Raw genomic sequence first — 16,073 nt, 5'->3', positions numbered from 1 at the left:
ATCGCCGCGCATATCGGCAACCGGACCGGCGTCCGCATTGAGCGCCGGCGGCACGAGCATGTGCGGCACACGGCCGACGCCGTTCAGGAGATCCCATGCGCCTCTCACTTTCGCTGCAACGCACCGCCCGCCTCGCGCTCGCGACCTGCGGTCTGATCGCCGCACTGACCGGATGCGCCGGCAACAAGCCCGCGAACGCGCCGCAGCGTGTGCCGGTGAGCGCGACAGCGAACGGCATCGCGGTGCGCGTCGCGGACGGCGCCGTCTTCATCACCGACGATCAGACCAGCAGCGTGCTGGCTTCGTCCGACGCGCACGCTTTTGCGCACTTCGCGAGCGTGCCAACCGTGGCGGGTCAGCCGACCGGCCTGAGCCAGTTGAGTTTCACCGACGACGGCCTGCTGATGATCGCGCGCTTCGGCTTCGGCACGGCGAGCGCGGTATTCGGCATCGCGGGCGCGGATCAGGTCACCGCATTCACCGGCCCCGATCCGTTGCGCCGCCGCCTCGGTCTGATCTCCATCGGCTCGAACCGCTTACTGTCGACATGGTTCATCAAGAACGGCAGCAATCCGCCGCAAGGCGCGCTGAGCCTGATCACCTACGATCCGGCCACGCATGCCGCAGTGGAACGCGATCTGCTGACGGGCCTCGGCAAACCGGTCGGCATCGCGATTTCGGGCGACACCGTTTATATCTCGGATCAGGCGAACAACAACATCGTCTCGGCAAATCTGAGCACGTTGCTTAGCGCACCCCAGCCCGTCACGCTGCGCACGGTGTTCGCGCAGATCGACGGGCCTGACCTGATGGCCGACGGACCCGACGGTGCGCTCTACACGAAATGCAACGCCACCGGCTTATGCCGCGTCGCGCGGGACGGCACCGTCAGCGTCCTCGCCAACGACTTGCAGAACGCGCGCGGTGTAGCCGTCGACGCATTGCGCGGCAGGCTGTACGTGATCGACCGCGCGAGCCATAGCGGCAACACCAGCGGCAACACCAGCACGCTGCGCATCTTCCCGCTCAAGTAATGCATCACGTGCCACATCGCCACCCAACCTGACGCAATGGCGTCGTAATATATCGCTCTTCATAACGTATCGGGGGTTTTCGCATGATTCGCAAGCTGCTCGCCTCTCTCGTCGCTCCTGTCGTCGCTGTCACCTGTGTCGTGACGGCCGCGCCCGCCTTCGCGCAGGACAACACGGTCAACGTGCTGTACGCCGGTTCGCTCGTCAACCTGATGGAGCGCAGCATCGGCCCCGCGTTCGAGAAGGCCACCGGCCAGCATTTCCGCGGCTATGCAGCGGGTTCGAACAAGATCGCCAACGAGATCAAGGGCAAGCTGCGTCGCGGTGACGTGTTCATCAGCGCAAGTCCGAAAGTCAACACCGGCTTGATGGGCGAAGCGAATGGCGATCACGTCACGTGGTACGTGAATTTCGCCGAGTCGCCGTTGATGATCGGCTATAACCCGCAGAGCAAATTCGCGTCGCAATTCAAGAGCAAGCGTTGGGATCAGGTGTTGCAGGAGCCGGGCATCCGCATCGGCCGGACCGATCCGAAGCTCGATCCGAAGGGCGCGTTCACCGTCGAGATGATGACGAAGGCGGCGGACCTTTACCATCAGCCGGACCTGGTCGAGAAGACCCTCGGCGCGGCGGAAAATCCCGAACAGGTGCTGCCTGAGGAAACGCTGGTTGGCCGCCTGCAATCCGGTCAGCTCGATGCCGGCTTCTTCTACTCGACCGAAACCTCGGACCTGAAGATTCCGGCGATTCGCCCGGCGCCTGAATTGCAGGCCAAGGCCAGCTACACGCTGACGATTCTCAACGACGCGCCGAATCGCACCGGTGCGGTCAGCTTCGTCGATTTCCTGTTGAGCGAGCAAGGCCGCACGCTGCTCAAGCAACACGGCGTGGACGTCGTCAAACCGACTGTAAGCGGTAGCGTGCAGGCGATCCCGCCGTCGGTACAAGCCGTGATCGACGCCGCCAACCAGTAACGCAAGCTGCTGGTGAAACGCGCTGCCGCGCGACCGCTGCTGTGGCTGGCGGCGCTCCTCGCTGTCTATCTGTGCGCTCCGTTTATCGCGAGCGTGCCGCAACTCGGCACCGCCGACTGGGCGAATGTCGACTGGCGCGCGACGTGGTCGGCGGTCGGGGTGTCGGCTGCGAGCGCGACGGTCGCGTCGTTCGTGATCCTGCTCGGCGGCGTGCCGCTGGGCTATTTCCTCGCGCGCTCGAACTCGCGGAAGATGGCGCTGCTCGGCTTCGTCGTGCAGTTGCCGCTTGCGCTACCGCCGCTGACCAGCGGCGTGCTGCTGCTGTTTCTGCTGGGACCGTATAGCTGGATTGGACGCCTCACCGGCGGCATGTTGACGGACTCGTTCGCGGGCATCGTGCTCGCGGAAGTCTTCGTGGCCGCGCCGTTTCTGATCATCGCCGCGAAGTCCGCGTTCGCCGCCGTCGATCCGGTTCTCGACGACGTCGCCGCCACGCTCGGCCATCACGCGAACAGCCGCTTCTTTCGCGTGATGCTGCCGGTGGCGTGGCCCGCGATCCGCGCCGGACTCGCGCTCGCGTGGCTGCGCGCGTTCGGCGAATTCGGCGCGACGGTGATGGTCGCCTATCACCCGTATTCGTTGCCGGTCTATACCTACGTGGTATTCGGCGGCCAGGGGCTGCCTGCGATGATGCCGCTACTGCTGCCCACGTTGGCAATCGCGATAGTGTGCGCGGCCTTGTCGATTTACAGCTTGCGGCAAAAATCGGCTTCCGCCGACCTCACGGAAAACGGCGATGACGCGCTCGACGCGGCACGTTCCGCCGACCTCACCGCGAGCCGCGGCGATACCAACGACCTGCGTCTCGCCTTTCACCTGCGCCGTCAATTGGGCGCATTCGACCTCGACCTTGCGTGGTCGCCCGCGACGCGACGCCTTGCGATCATCGGCCCGTCCGGCTCGGGAAAATCGTTGGCGCTGCGGCTGATCGCGGGCCTCGAATCGAATGAAGCGAGCCATGTGCGGCTAGGCCCGACCGACCTGCACACGCTGCCGCCCGAGCGTCGACAAATCGGCTACATGCCGCAGGATTACGGCCTGTTCCCGCATATGAACGTCGCGCGGCAACTCGCTTTTCCCGCCGATGCCGACCCCGCCAGTGCACGTTACTGGCTCGATCACCTCGGCCTCGCGCAGCTCGTCGCACGCTTGCCACATCAGTTGTCGTTCGGTCAGCGGCAACGGGTTGCGCTTGCGCGCGCGTTGACGCGTCACAGCGAACTGCTGCTATTCGACGAGCCGTTCGCCGCGCTGGATACGCCACGGCGACGTCTGTTGCAGCAATCGCTCAGAGCGTTGCAGCGCGAGATTTCGGCGGTGACGATCATCGTCACGCACGATCCCGACGAGGCCGCGCTGCTCGCCGACGAAGTGCTGGTCGTCGAGCAAGGCCGTGTGTTGCAGGCAGGCGCAATCGATGCGGTATTCGAGCGCCCGGCGTCGATGCGGGTCGCTGCGCTGCTCGGTCTGCACAACGTTGGCGAAGGCTCGATCAGCGCGAATGGACAGGTTGAACTCGCGCGCGGCTTGACGATCGGCGCGGCAGAAAGCGAACCCGCACGCGTCGGAGGAGAGAAAGTGATGTGGCGCGTGTCATCGCGCGCACTTCGGATTGCACCCGACGGCGCTCACGCAGGCCACGTCGATTCAGTCGAATTGCGCCGTGGCGAGCGCTATGTCCGCGTGAATATCGCCGGAATCCGTTTCGATCTCGCCAGCGAGGACAGCCGGTTGCGCGAAGGTTCGGCGTGCCGGATCGATATCGATCCGGCAGGCGTAGCGGTATGGGCGATGTGAACGGTTGAAGGAAGTCTTCGGATCAGGCTTCGCCCGCGTGCGCCCTGCTTCTGATCTCGGCCAGCGACATATCGACCAGCAGCTTGCCGGAATCGAACACCGTCACCAGCGCATCTTCCCAGTCGGCTTCGAGCGTGTCGGCGTCCCACGCGAGCGGCAGTGTCGCGGTTCGGTAGTCGCCCGTGCGGCGATTTTTGAGCAATGTCAGGCGCCCTTTCATCGACCGCTTCCCGGCATCGGTGACCGGGTCTTTGCGCACGTCGTGCCATTCGTCACCGAGACGGATCGCCGAGCATTTCATCGCAAAGCGCTGCGTGTCGCGGTTGATCTGCTGCAACAGCGCGCCGCCCATGCCGAACACGATGTTGTCGGCGGCGAAACCGGCTTCGTCCATCGCGGCGAGAATCGCCTCGATCGAGTCGGGATTCACGCCGTCGCCCTGAATCACGCGCACGTTGTTGAGTACCCGCCGCCCTTTGCCGTTGAGCGCCGAACCGAACGACGCGTCCAGTTCCCGCAGCGTCTGCAACACGATGGTCAACGGATCGCCCGAATCGGGGCGAATCACGAGCATGCCGCCCGAGTCGATCACGGCCTGCTTCAACTCCGTGCCCCACACTTTCAACGCGGCGAACAGGTCGTACGAATCGGACACCACGGAAACGATCGCGCCCGGCTTGCCGAAGCGCGCGATCATGTTGCGGAACGCGTCGGTCTCGCGCTCGCGGCCCCACGACGTGATCGTGCTGTGCTCGGCGGCGGGCACGGAGAAAGCCGCCATCGTGTCGTTGTAATAGTGGTTCGCCGCTGCAACGCCGAGCACCGTGTCGGAGCCCATGAAGCTGACCAGATGCGCCGCGCCGCCAATCGCTGCCGACTCCGCGCTCGACACGCCGCGCGCGCCGAAGTCGTGCAGTTTGAACGGCAATTGCGTGAGATCGTCGCTGCTTTTCTGCAGCGCCGCGCGGATCGTCCCGCGCAAATGCCAGCTTTGCGTCGCCACCGTGATCGGATACCACACACGCAACAGCATGGTCTCGAGATACGACGCGAGCCAGAACACTTGCGGGTCGTCGCATTCGACGGTGACCAGCACATTGTGCGTCGGCACGACCGAGCCTTCCGGCACCGCGCGAATCCGCACCGGCAAATAGCCGCCGTACTGATCGACGATATGACGCCAGCCCGCTTCGTTGAACGGCTCGCCATGCGCGGTGAAAAATGCTTTGGCCTGATCGATCATGGCCGACGTGATGGGCCGGCATAGATATTCCTTCAGCAGCATCTGCAAACCGAAAAACAGCGTGCGGTCGTAGCGGCCGCCGCGCGACTCGATGTATGAAAACATCGCCGACGCCTCGGGCGGATATTGCAGATAGTGCGAGGCCTTATACGAATCCGTATTGAGAATGGGATTGGACAGGATCGACGCGATGTCGTTGAGTCCGCTGACGGCGTTTTGCATGGACGGTGCTGCGCTCACGTAAGTCTCTCGAAGAATAGCCGGCGAGTATCCGGCGAGTAACCGGACGGGTCAGGCTTTTTAACATACACCATCGATCATGGTTGACGTCGACACGTCGACTACCCGATCGGAACCGGGCCGTCGCAGCTCGTCAAAACACGCCCGGAATCACCCGGAAGCGCACTTTCCGCCGATAAGCGCAGTAGCTTTCGTCATCCGACAGAAGCCGCTCCTCGCGCACGATGCGCCCGATCTGCAACGCGAACTGGCAGCCGTAGACAATCATGTTCTGCACGCCAAAGTTCACCAGCAGAAATCCGACATCGGTGAGGAAATAGCCGAGATACATCGGGTGCCGGATAAAGCGGTACGCGCCGCGCGACACCACGCCGCGATTGGCCGGCAAAATTCCGAACGATCTGCGCAGCGAAACCTTCGCGAACAGCTCCCAGAAAATCCCGAGCAGTTGCAGCGCGGCACCGGCCGCTTCGGGAATCAGTTGAACGCCGGGCGAAAGCCGCACCGCGAGAAAATAGAATGTGCCGCCGATCGAGCAGATCAACGCGAACGGCGTCCAGTCGCGTCTGATCGGCACGCGTGCGAACAGCGCGAGCCCCATCGACATGAACACGCCGACCACCAGCAACAGCAACGTGATCCGCGTGGGGTCGGCGTGCCACCGCCTGACCGCAGCGTAGGCGAACAGGGCCAGCATCAACGCCGCACCGAGACGCGCGAGAATTTCGATCGACGCCTCGCGCCAGCCGACAGATCCGGGCGACACTTCTTCGCTAACTTTGTGGATTGGCACAGCAGATGTTTCGCCCCTGCTCTCTGCCTCGGCGGATGAGCGGCGTTCGCCGTCCGGTTGCGCGGGCGGATTGGTCCTGGTCATTGAAGACTCGCTTTTTCGATGCGAATTATTGTTTTTCCGGCCGCATCAGGGCAGCCGGACTCTCAGAATTCGCAGCGTAGCAGTCGGATCAGATCACTGTCCACAGCCGCCGGAGCAAGCCCGGCGTGAATGAATCGGCGCCTGATCACGCGTCGTCTTTAGAGGCTCAAACCCCAGGCTTCAGTTGCGGCGGCAAATTCGGCCACGTCGCCAGCAGCCGGCTCAGCATGCTGCCTTTGCGACGTTCGATCACCACCGGCCACAGCATGTCGCCGAGCAGACGGATGCCCTGCGCCAGCGCGCTGTCCCGCGCCGATGTCACGAGCGGCACGCCACGGCTCAGCGCGTCGTTGACCTGGCGGTCGTCGCGCGGAAGCTGGTGCGCGACCTTCGCGCCGAGCGTCTTTTCGAGCGTCTGCAGATTGATCTGCGCGTTCTTGTCGTATTGATTCACCACCACGCGCACCTTGCTCGCCGGATAGCCCAACTCCCGGAAAATATCGAGCATGCGCCGCCCGCCGTGCATATAAAGCAGGTTTTGCCGCACGACCATGCAAATCGCATCGCTGTGATCGAGCGCGTGAATGGTCAGCGGATTCAGGCTCTGGCCGACGTCGATCAGCACCGCGTCGTATCGGTCGCGCACCAGCGTCAGAATCTGCTCGAATTGCGCGGGCAGCAGCCCGGCGGCCTTGAGCGGATCGCCCGCCCCTGCCAGCACGTCGAGATTCGGATGAACGTGCATCACGCAAGAGTCGAGCAGCGCGGCGTCGAGGCGCTCGACTTTCGAGCACAGATCAGCGAGCGTCGCGGGCGGCGGCTTGTCGGCCATCAACAGGCTGGCATCGCCGAATTGCTGGCTCAGGTCGATCAGCAATACGCGCCGGTCGCGCTGTGCGGCCAGCGAACAGGCCAGATTGACCGCGATCAGCGTCGTGCCGCTGCCGCCCTTGCTCGACGCCAGCGACACAATCCGGCCCGAGCGGCGCCCGGGTGCATTCTTCTTCGCGTCGATCTGGATCATCGCGTTGGAGATCGCCTGCGAATCGAGCGGCCACGACAGCACGTGCCGTACGCCAACGCGCATCGCCGCGCCGAGCAACGCGGTGGACGGCGACGGCGTCACCAGCACGCAGTGCAGCGACGGCGAACAGGCCAGCGCTTCTTCCACGCCGTCCAGTTCGCGTGCGTTCATTTCGTCGTCGTCGATGATCAGAAGATCGGCGCTTTTGATGGCGCGTGCATGCGCGCGCATCTGCTGCGCGCTGCCGTAGGCCGTGCGCAGGCGGTAGCGCACACCGCTCTCTTCAAGACGCGCGACGATGAGCTGTGCGTGTTCGATGCTCGCGGAAATCAGGAAAATGGCGATCATGTCAGGTCTCCGCCGGGCTGAAACCGCCCGCTTGGCGAGGCCACGTCGACTGCGGCCGACGCTTGCGTGAGTTATTCGTCGAAATCGGCGGGAGTGTTCCAGCCACCGCGTTCGTCGTTGCGTGTGTTGTTACGGTCGTCGTTGCGTTCCTGCTGGACCGGCATGTCGTACCGATACGCCGTGTCGCGCAATACTTCGCGCTGAAGTTCCGCCTGCGCCTTGCGCTTGATCTCCTGCGCGATGACCAGCGTGGTCAGATCCACCGGCGGCGCAGCAAAAAGTTGCCGTGACGCGCCGACATGCGGCCGGTAGGAGAGCCCGCTGTTACCGTTGAAACTCAGTCGATCCAACGCGCCGATGGCGCTGCCGGCTTCACTGGTTCTGTTAGTTCTGTTCATGACACCCCCAAAAAGATGAGTCCTGACCCTGCCGGGCCACGTCCAGGCGGCCGTGCCCGTGTGAATCCACGGACACGGCTCCCAGTTCACCTCGTATTTGCGCCTCTCTATGGAAGCTATGGCCTGGTTCTCCCCGCTTCTTCGCGCCGGCCGGTCCTGATCCGAGCGCTGAGCTTTCCCCGTCCGGCGCGTTGCCCGCCAACTGCGCGGACGGCGCCTGTCGTTATTGCGCGTTATCGCTATTCACTTCGTCACCGTCCTTAAACGACGGAAAAATGGCGATTTAACGCTTCACATCGTCCAGCCGCGAATGATCGAAAATTTTTTACCGATCATTCGTGCCGTTTTATTCGACATTCTTTTTAAGTTGGCCCCGCCGCTTCCTCGCAAGACACATTGGCCTCCCGACCGTGCTTACGACATCCCGCGAATATCTATCGAATCTCCGTGCATTGAATTTCATGCATCGGATTCCGTGTTGGCCGCCGGTATGTTTCCCCGTATTACCCCGTGCTGTGGACCGGTCGGCAAACGCATCCGCTGTGAATCTCTTATTGCAACGGCTATGCCATGCGGCGCAAAACCTTATCCACCGTAAGCCTGGTTGCGCCAGAGAGTTAAATCAGTCGATTAAGGCCGCGCTTTGATTCGTCCGTGAGACGTGATCGCATCCGCCTTTAGCGCGCCGCAACATAAACGGGTGCTGCGCGTGCGGGCGGTGTAATCGACCGTCATCCCACTGGCTATGGATTACGCTGGGGCCAGGTCAAATGTGCCGGTGCTTGCGGATAGCCGATAGCGCTTGCAAGGACGTGCCCAAGATGTCGCAAGCTTGAGACAAGCTGAATGGCGAGCGCCTTTAGACCGTCGCGATAATCCCGATTGAAATGCAAAACTATGTGGGATGCCCCGCATAAAAGGCTTGACGGGTTATTTTTAAACGAAATGCGCTGTATCATTCCGCGGCAATCCAGATCGCATTCATGACTCTTTGTATGGCGCTTCATGGCGCTTTCGCTTATCTTTAGACCATGCGCCAATTAGAGCGTATTACCAGGCCTTAGAGGCAGAAGCGATTGCCGTGATTCGGGGATGAAAAAGTCTGGCGGTTTCAGTCATGAACACTCTTCCGCTATCCGTCCATGTTGTAGCAAGCCGCGCGTCGCGCGGCCCGCTCCATGCCTCCGCTTTCCTGCTATCGTGAATGCGCCGCGTGTTCAGGAACGGCAGTCGCCGTGAGGCCTGAACACCGTGGCTTTGTGTCAGGCCCGCGAGGCCCGGTTCCGTGCAAATGGACCCGAGCCTGGTTGGCCGAAGGTCGGCGTTGCCTGCCGGTATGTTGAGTATGTCGAACTTGCAGTCCTGAGAGCAGCACCGAACCCGGGGGTTACATGACTACGATTTGCACGCCTGTCGACGCGGAACGCACCGTTCTGTACGTGTCGAGCTCGCCCGATCAGAAACTCGCCGACTTTCTGGCAGCCTCCGGGTGGCAAGCCGTGCATGCAAAAAGCACGGCGGTCGCCGAACGCATGCTCGAGCGCGGCAACATCAAGGTCGGCCTCGTCGAACTTCCCGGCGACTGCACGTCGCAACATCTGTCCGCGCTGGCGTCGTGCATGCGGCGCGTCGAAACCAACTGGGTCGCGCAGATCGTGCCGGGCCAGGCGGAAAACGAACTGGTCAGCCGTTTCATTCTCGATTACTGCTTCGACTTCGTTACCCGGCCATGGCTGAACGAGCGGCTCGTGTTCGCGCTCGGTCATGCACACGGGTTGTCGAGCTTGCGCCAGGCTCCGCCCGTCGCGCCGGAACCGTCGCTCGGGCGGCACGGTATGGTCGGCCAGTGCGAGGCGATGCAGCAGCTTTACCGGCGTATCGACAAATGCGGCGTGACCGACGCGCCGGTGTTCGTCGCCGGCGAATCGGGCACGGGCAAGGAACTGACCGCGCGCGCGATTCACGAGCGCTCACCGCGCGCCGGCCGCACTTTCGTCGCGATCAATTGCGCGGCGATTCCGCCGAGCCTGCTGCAAGCCGAACTGTTCGGCCATGAGCGCGGCGCGTTTACCGGCGCGTTGCAACGCAAGATTGGCCGAATCGAAAGCGCGCACGAAGGCACCCTGTTTCTCGATGAAATCGGCGACATGCCGCACGAGTGCCAGGCCGTTCTGCTGCGCTTTTTGCAGGAAGGCACGATCGAGCGTCTCGGCGGCAACGGGCCGATCAAGGTCGACGTGCGGGTCATTTCGGCGACTCACGTCGATCTGGATAAAGCGGTCGAAGACGGACGCTTCCGCTCCGACCTGTATCACCGGCTCTGCGTGCTGCGGTTGGTCGAGCCGCCGTTGCGCGAGCGCGGCGGCGACATCAAGCTGCTCGCCAACTATGCGCTGAGCATGTACAAACAGGACGGCGCGCGCAAACTGCGCGGGCTGTCGAGCGACGCGATCGTCGCCATGTCGAATTACCCGTGGCCGGGCAACGTGCGCGAGCTGATTAATTGCGTGCGGCGCGCGGTGGTGATGAGCGAGGGACGCTTCATTACTGCGAGCGACCTCGGCTTGCCGGAGACCGATCACGGGCCGGCGGTGACGCTGGCGGAAATCCGCAGCAAGGCCGAAAAGGACGCGATCGAAAACGCGTTGCAGCGGCACGGCTACAAGCTGTCCGAGGCAGCGGCGGAGCTGGGCATTTCGCGCGCCACGCTGTACCGGCTGATGCACGCGAACCGGCTGCATCAGGAACCGGCGGCGGCCGCGCGCGCGTCGAGCGCCAGCGGCGGCACCGATTCCGATGACGAGGCGGAGCAGCAGGCGTCGTCGGTGGTGTAAGTGGGATTGGGGGCGTGGTCACTAAGGCAAGTGCGGTGAGCGAGCGGTAGTTTGCTGTGAGCCGATGCGTGGGGTGGTAGCGTGGAAGCGGTTTCGCAGTGCGTGGCCGCCGGCACTCCCCAATCAGACCCGTCCAGCCCGGCGTCACTCTCGCCTGCAAACCACCTCCGGCGCTACCCGCCCGAGCGGCCCCGCCACCATCCTGAAAGCCCTTCAGCCGTAACGGAGTGGACTTGGCCGATCAGCACGTCGCGGACTCACCTCCAGATTCCCAGCGCCGCTCCGCTTCCACGCTGCCCGCTCAGGCCAGCCCTTGCGACGCGCTCGTCATCCGCGCGCAGCCGCTTAGCTCAAATCATCCCTGCCGACGTAAAAAGCTCGCGCTGGCCGCGACGATTCTCGGCTCCAGCATGGCGTTTATCGACGGCTCCGTCGTCAACGTCGCGCTACCGTCCATTCAGACCGAACTCGATGCAAGCGTCGCCGCGATCCAGTGGATCGTCGATGCATACCTGCTGTTCCTCGGCTCACTGGTGCTGGTGGGCGGCTCGCTCGGGGACAAGCTCGGGCGTCGCACGGTGTTCCTCGCAGGGATCGTGCTGTTTACGCTGGCGTCGGTGGCTTGCGGGCTGGCCCCGGGCGCGGGCGCACTGATCGCGGCGCGCGCGGTGCAAGGCGTCGGCGCGGCGCTGCTGGTGCCGAGCAGCCTCGCGATCATCGGCGCGGTGTTCGACGACAAGGAGCGCGGCCAGGCGATCGGCACCTGGGCCGGTGTCGGCGCGATCACATCGGCGCTGGGACCGGTTGCCGGAGGCTGGCTGGTCGACGCGTTTTCATGGCGCGCCATCTTCTTCCTGAACGTGCCGATTGCGTGCGCGACCGTCGCGCTGGCCATCGTCGCCGTGCCGGACAGCCGCGGCGGCGACATCGGGCGAAACACAGCGCTTACGCCGGATCAACCGCTCAACCTCGACTGGGCCGGCGCGGCGATGGCGGCCACCGGACTCGCGGCGCTGACCTACGGCCTGACCCTCGCATCGACGCACGGATTCGACGACCGCTGGGTGCTCGCGTCGATGTTCGGCGGCCTGATCGTGCTGACCGGCTTCGTGCGGCTCGAAGCGAACACCCGTGACCCGATGATGCCGCTCGACGTGTTCCACTCGCGCGATTTCGTCGGCGCGAATCTGGTGACGCTGCTGATCTATTTCGGTCTGGGCGGGGCGCTGTTCTTCCTGCCGTTCACGCTGATCCGCGCTTACGGTTACAGCGCGACTCAGGCGGGTGCGGCGCTGTTACCGGTGCCGGTAACCATCGGCCTGCTGTCGCGTTTTACCGGCGGATTGACGAGCCGTTACGGCGCGCGGGCGTTGCTGGTCGCAGGCCCCGTGATCGCAGCGGCGGGTTTCGCGATGCTCGCGTTGCCGTGGGTGCGCGGCGCTTACTGGAGCGGCTTTTTCCCGGCACTCGTCGTACTGGGACTCGGCATGACCATCACCGTTGCACCGTTGACCACCACCGTGATGACCTCGGTGACCGCCGCGCGTACGGGCGTCGCGTCGGGCATCAATAACGCGGTCGCGCGGGTGGCGGGATTGCTGGCGATTGCAGTGCTGGGGATCGTGTTCATGTGGTCGCGCGAAGCGGCACTCGACGCGCGGCTCGATGCGTTGCATATCCCGCATACGGAACACGCGTCGGCGAATCTCGCGGAGGCGGACGGTGCCGCATCGTCGGACGCATCTGCGGCAAGCGCGCAGCAAGCCACCGTCAAGCAGGCTCAGGCCGAATCGCTGGGCGCTGCGCTGCGCGCGGTCGCGCTGGTCTCGGCGTTGTGCGCGCTGGCGGGTGGCGGGTTGGCGATGCTGACCATTCGTCCGCGACGCGAACCCTGATCGTAAGGACCACGCCAGGCAGGCCAGCACCGCTGTCACACAACGTCAAATGGCCTCGGCTTCCGCCTTCACCTCCGGCAAACCGTCTTTCACCTTGCCCAGCCCGACTCGCGCCAGATGCTCGGCCTCGCGCCATCCTTCGATCCGCTCGGTATCCAGCCCGAACAGATCCAGCGCGCGGCTCACCGAATGATCGACCAGATCGTCGATGCTGCCAGGTTTCGCGTAGAACGCGGGCACCGGCGGAAACACCACCGCGCCCGCTTCCGTCACCGTCAGCATGTTGCGCAGATGGATCAGGTTCAGCGGCGTCTCGCGCGCCATCAGCACGAGACGGTTGCGCTCCTTGAGCACCACATCGGCGGCCCGCGTGAGCAGCGTGCTGGTCACGCCCGACGCAATCTCGCCGACCGTGCGCATCGAGCACGGCACCACCAGCATACCGAGCGTGCGGAACGAACCCGACGCGATCGACGCCCCCACGTCACCGATCGGATGAACCACATCGGCGAGATCGTGCAACTCCTGACGGCTCAGCGACGACTCGTATTCGCGTGTCAGTTCGGCTGCGCGGCTCATCACCAGATGGGTTTCGATATCGAGTTCGCGCAGCATCCTGAGCGCGCGCTCGGCGTAAATGATGCCCGTCGCACCCGTCACGCCGATAATCAGCCGGGGACGGCCATTTCCCATGCGCTTACTCATGATCGGCTCCTTCTTCAGCGTCCTGGTCGTCGAAAAGATGCGGTGCGAACGGACGCGGATCGACCTCCTTGAATTTCGCGCGGACGAACTCGTGGCGCAGCGCGAACGGCGCGGTGCAGTCGAAAATCGTCTTGCAGGTCACGCCACGCGCGGGCAACGCGGGGTTGAACTCCGGCGTCTGCGACGGATCGAGCACGTGTCCGTTGACCTTCGGCAGAAAGACCGTGGACAGATCGCCCTGGAAACGCGTGGTCATCGCCCACAACACGTCGTCGCTGTCGAACGGATCGACGTCGGCGTCCACCAGCATCACGTGCTTGAGTTCGGAGTACACGCCGAGCGCGATGATCGCAGCCTGGCGCGCGCGGCCGTCGTCGAATGCGCTTTGCTTGTTGACCTGCAAAATCGCGAGGAACTTGCCGCCGCCCGCGGTATGCGCGTTGACCTGGCTGACGAACCCGGGCATCGCGGCTTCGACGGCGTTGTGGATGCTCGCCTCGGTCGGGATACCGGCGAGGCTCGTGTGCTCTTCGCCGGGGCCGACCAGCGTTTGCAGAATTGCGCCGTGGCGCATCGTGACAGCCTTGACCTTGATCACCGGGAGCGCCGGATTGGCCGGCCCGTTATAGCCGGGAAACTCGGGCATGGCGTGACCGGTGCCGGTGTTCTGATCTTCCGCGACGCGCACGTTCGGCAGAATCTCGCCTTCGATCACGATCTCGGCCCGCGCAATCGATTTCTGCGCGACGCTCACGCAACTCACCAGTTCGACCGGCTTGCCGCGCAGTCCGCCCGCAATTGACAACTCGTCGAACCCGAGCGGCGTGGTCGGCGCTTCGAAGCACGCGCCAATATGAATCGCCGGATCGAGCCCCATGTTGATCGACACCGGCAGCGCTTCGCCGCGCGCTTCCGCCTTCTGACGGAACGTATCGATGTGACGGCCCGGTGCAAAGAAAATCGACAGCTCGTCGCGACCCTGCACGCACAGACGGTGGATCGTCACATCCGTGTGACCTTCGTCGGGATCGCTGCCCAGCACAAGGCCGAGGCAAAAGAACGGGCCGGCGTCGCTTTCGGTGTTGGTCGGCGCGGGCAGCAGCGTGCGCAGATCGAACGCGGGATCGCTCGCCAGATGCACGACCTCCTGACACGGCGCGTGTTGCGCGTCGACCGTGACTGGCGCGATCGCGTTCTTGACGGCATCGCCCATCCGCTGCGTGAGCTTGCGCGGCTCCGATTCGAGCAGCAGACCGACGCGCTTGCGGCTTGCCATCAGCCCGACCAGCACGCGGCTTCCTGGATACCCCTTCACGTTGTTGAACATCATCGCCGGACCCGTGCGGGTCGGGCGCTCGACCGTGCCGCCCGCGCCGATCCGCTTGTAGACGCCCGCCAGTTCGGCGTGCGGGTCGACTTCGCGGTCGGTTTCGTGAAGCTGGCCGGGATAGGCCGCCAGCCGCGCGAGCGCGGAGCGCAGGTCGTTCACTTCGGCGCTGGCTGCGTCCGCTGCAGGAAGAAGCTGTTCGGGTTTGGCGTTTGCGTTCATTGATGGGCCTCGTCTGGTGTCGTATTGCATGGGTCGAACGTGCTTTTGTTCAACCGAGGCCCCTATTTGACGCGTCGCAGCATTAAGGATCAAGCAAGGCAAACCGTCGTTTTTGATAAGATAAACTTATTTCACAATCTAGGCAGGGCTTCGCGCCCCCTTTCATTCGATGGATTTTCGCCACTTCCGCACCTTCGTGATCGCCGCCGAAGAACTGCACCTTGGCCGTACCGCCGAGCGGCTGGGAATCGCCCAGCCGGCGGTCACCCAGCAGATCAAGGCGCTCGAAGCGTCGCTGGAATTCAAGGTGTTCCGCCGCGTACGTCGCGGGATCGAATTGACCGAAGCGGGTGCGATTTTTCTCGAACACGCTAAAATCGCGCTCGACAATGCGTCGACCGCCGTGCTGGCGGGCCGTCGCGCGAGTCGTGGCGAACTCGGCAAGTTGTGCGTCGCCTACGCTCATTCGGCGATGCTGGAACCGGAATTGCCCGCGCTGCTGAAGCGCTTTTCGCTGGCGCGGCCGGATGTGGAACTCGAACTGATCGGCATTGGCGTGCAGGAGCAGTTGAGCGCGCTGGGCGAGGAGCGGATCGACGTGGCGTTCCTGCGCTCGCCGGCAGGCGTTGCGCCCGCGACGATCAGGATCACGCCGTTTTCGCACACGCCGCTCGACGCCGTGCTGCCGCGCGACCACCCCGCCTGCGCGGCCACGGAAGGAAGCGCGCTGTCGCTGCGCGAATTGGCGCGCGAACGGCTGGTCATCGTCGACGACCCCGCCGGGATCGGTATCGGTCATCGCGCGCTGGAGCTGTGCCGCGAGGCCGGTTTCGAGCCGCGCCGCGTGCTGCGTGTCGCCGATTCCGCGAGCGTCGTCGCGCTCGCGGCGGCTGGGCTTGGCTTCGGCCTCGTACCGCGCAACCTTGCCCGCTATGCAGCCGACGGCGCAGTGTTCAAATCGCTCGACATGGCAAACTGTTTCACCGAGATCGTCATTGCGACACGGGCGTTCGACCGCTCGGCGTCCACACGCGAATTTTTGCGTCTCGCGGCCGGCGGTGCTGAAGGCGGCTCTGCTTGACGGGCAAGCTTCGT

Annotated in this window: 12 protein-coding genes; 6 read left to right on the top strand and 6 right to left on the bottom strand. The window is 64.0% G+C overall.

Going from position 1 to position 16,073, the window contains the following annotated elements; genetic code table 11:
* The first annotated feature begins 95 nt into the window (after nucleotides 1-95).
* The 3 genes from ABH945_RS23325 to ABH945_RS23315 all read left to right on the top strand — a co-directional run bounded on the left by ABH945_RS23325 (nucleotide 96) and on the right by ABH945_RS23315 (nucleotide 3,865).
* Nucleotides 96-1,034, top strand: coding sequence for a hypothetical protein (locus tag ABH945_RS23325; RefSeq protein WP_429252069.1), 939 nt, complete (start codon nucleotides 96-98; stop codon nucleotides 1,032-1,034).
* Between the two features lie 83 nt (nucleotides 1,035-1,117).
* Complete coding sequence (locus ABH945_RS23320; protein ID WP_074768863.1) at nucleotides 1,118-2,008, top strand: extracellular solute-binding protein; 891 nt, start codon at nucleotides 1,118-1,120, stop codon at nucleotides 2,006-2,008.
* 12 nt (nucleotides 2,009-2,020) lie between these two features.
* Nucleotides 2,021-3,865, top strand: a complete 1,845-nt coding sequence (locus ABH945_RS23315) for an ATP-binding cassette domain-containing protein (protein WP_429252068.1) — start codon at nucleotides 2,021-2,023, stop codon at nucleotides 3,863-3,865.
* 22 nt (nucleotides 3,866-3,887) lie between these two features.
* On the opposite strand, the gene ABH945_RS23310 is transcribed toward ABH945_RS23315, so the two are convergent.
* The 4 genes from ABH945_RS23310 to ABH945_RS23295 all read right to left on the bottom strand — a co-directional run bounded on the left by ABH945_RS23310 (nucleotide 3,888) and on the right by ABH945_RS23295 (nucleotide 7,995).
* A complete protein-coding gene (locus tag ABH945_RS23310) occupies nucleotides 3,888-5,330 on the bottom strand; it encodes a nicotinate phosphoribosyltransferase (protein ID WP_429252067.1) in 1,443 nt (480 codons plus the stop codon).
* A 151-nt stretch (nucleotides 5,331-5,481) separates the two neighbouring features.
* Nucleotides 5,482-6,045, bottom strand: a complete 564-nt coding sequence (locus ABH945_RS23305) for a methyltransferase family protein (protein WP_429252291.1) — start codon at nucleotides 6,043-6,045, stop codon at nucleotides 5,482-5,484.
* A 346-nt stretch (nucleotides 6,046-6,391) separates the two neighbouring features.
* Nucleotides 6,392-7,597, bottom strand: coding sequence for an AAA family ATPase (locus ABH945_RS23300; RefSeq protein WP_429252066.1), 1,206 nt, complete (start codon nucleotides 7,595-7,597; stop codon nucleotides 6,392-6,394).
* A 71-nt stretch (nucleotides 7,598-7,668) separates the two neighbouring features.
* A complete protein-coding gene (locus ABH945_RS23295) occupies nucleotides 7,669-7,995 on the bottom strand; it encodes a hypothetical protein (RefSeq protein WP_429252065.1) in 327 nt (108 codons plus the stop codon).
* Between the two features lie 1,391 nt (nucleotides 7,996-9,386).
* Between ABH945_RS23295 and ABH945_RS23290 the strand changes: the two genes are divergently transcribed.
* Together ABH945_RS23290 and ABH945_RS23285 are read left to right on the top strand one after the other, a co-directional pair.
* The gene (locus tag ABH945_RS23290) at nucleotides 9,387-10,829 is read left to right on the top strand and encodes a sigma-54-dependent transcriptional regulator (protein ID WP_074768875.1); all 1,443 of its coding nucleotides are present in this window, start codon (nucleotides 9,387-9,389) and stop codon (nucleotides 10,827-10,829) included.
* Between the two features lie 233 nt (nucleotides 10,830-11,062).
* Nucleotides 11,063-12,724 (top strand): MFS transporter, encoded by a 1,662-nt coding sequence (locus tag ABH945_RS23285; RefSeq protein ID WP_429252064.1) that lies wholly within the window; start codon nucleotides 11,063-11,065, stop codon nucleotides 12,722-12,724.
* A gap of 45 nt (nucleotides 12,725-12,769) precedes the next feature.
* Here the strand turns inward: ABH945_RS23285 and ABH945_RS23280 are convergent, their stop codons facing one another.
* Nucleotides 12,770-13,429 carry a UbiX family flavin prenyltransferase gene (locus ABH945_RS23280; RefSeq protein ID WP_429252063.1) on the bottom strand — a complete coding sequence of 220 codons (660 nt, stop codon included), beginning with the start codon at nucleotides 13,427-13,429 and terminating at the stop codon, nucleotides 12,770-12,772.
* Nucleotides 13,422-14,978 (bottom strand): UbiD family decarboxylase, encoded by a 1,557-nt coding sequence (locus tag ABH945_RS23275; protein WP_429252062.1) that lies wholly within the window; start codon nucleotides 14,976-14,978, stop codon nucleotides 13,422-13,424. Before ABH945_RS23275 ends, ABH945_RS23280 begins: the two co-directional genes overlap by 8 nt.
* 169 nt (nucleotides 14,979-15,147) lie before the next feature.
* On the opposite strand from ABH945_RS23275, the gene ABH945_RS23270 reads away from it, so the two are divergent.
* A complete protein-coding gene (locus ABH945_RS23270; RefSeq protein WP_429252061.1) occupies nucleotides 15,148-16,059 on the top strand; it encodes a LysR family transcriptional regulator in 912 nt (303 codons plus the stop codon).
* Nucleotides 16,060-16,073: the final 14 nt, after the last annotated feature.

Origin of the sequence: Paraburkholderia sp. GAS333, assembly GCF_050435665.1 — a bacterium.
In the GTDB taxonomy this organism is placed as follows: Bacteria; Pseudomonadota; Gammaproteobacteria; order Burkholderiales; family Burkholderiaceae; genus Paraburkholderia; species Paraburkholderia fungorum_A.
This window is presented reverse-complemented; position numbering and strand designations above follow the sequence as displayed.

Bases quoted from the DNA above. Each gene is read 5' to 3' on its own strand.
- ABH945_RS23275 (WP_429252062.1), bottom strand. From the start codon at position 14,978: ATGAACGCAAACGCCAAACCCGAACAGCTTCTTCCTGCAGCGGACGCA.
- ABH945_RS23310 (WP_429252067.1), bottom strand. From the start codon at position 5,330: ATGCAAAACGCCGTCAGCGGACTCAACGACATCGCGTCGATCCTGTCC.
- ABH945_RS23320 (WP_074768863.1), top strand. From the start codon at position 1,118: ATGATTCGCAAGCTGCTCGCCTCTCTCGTCGCTCCTGTCGTCGCTGTC.
- ABH945_RS23295 (WP_429252065.1), bottom strand. From the start codon at position 7,995: ATGAACAGAACTAACAGAACCAGTGAAGCCGGCAGCGCCATCGGCGCG.
- ABH945_RS23325 (WP_429252069.1), top strand. From the start codon at position 96: ATGCGCCTCTCACTTTCGCTGCAACGCACCGCCCGCCTCGCGCTCGCG.
- ABH945_RS23290 (WP_074768875.1), top strand. From the start codon at position 9,387: ATGACTACGATTTGCACGCCTGTCGACGCGGAACGCACCGTTCTGTAC.
- ABH945_RS23270 (WP_429252061.1), top strand. From the start codon at position 15,148: ATGGATTTTCGCCACTTCCGCACCTTCGTGATCGCCGCCGAAGAACTG.
- ABH945_RS23280 (WP_429252063.1), bottom strand. From the start codon at position 13,429: ATGAGTAAGCGCATGGGAAATGGCCGTCCCCGGCTGATTATCGGCGTG.
- ABH945_RS23300 (WP_429252066.1), bottom strand. From the start codon at position 7,597: ATGATCGCCATTTTCCTGATTTCCGCGAGCATCGAACACGCACAGCTC.
- ABH945_RS23305 (WP_429252291.1), bottom strand. From the start codon at position 6,045: ATGCTGGCCCTGTTCGCCTACGCTGCGGTCAGGCGGTGGCACGCCGAC.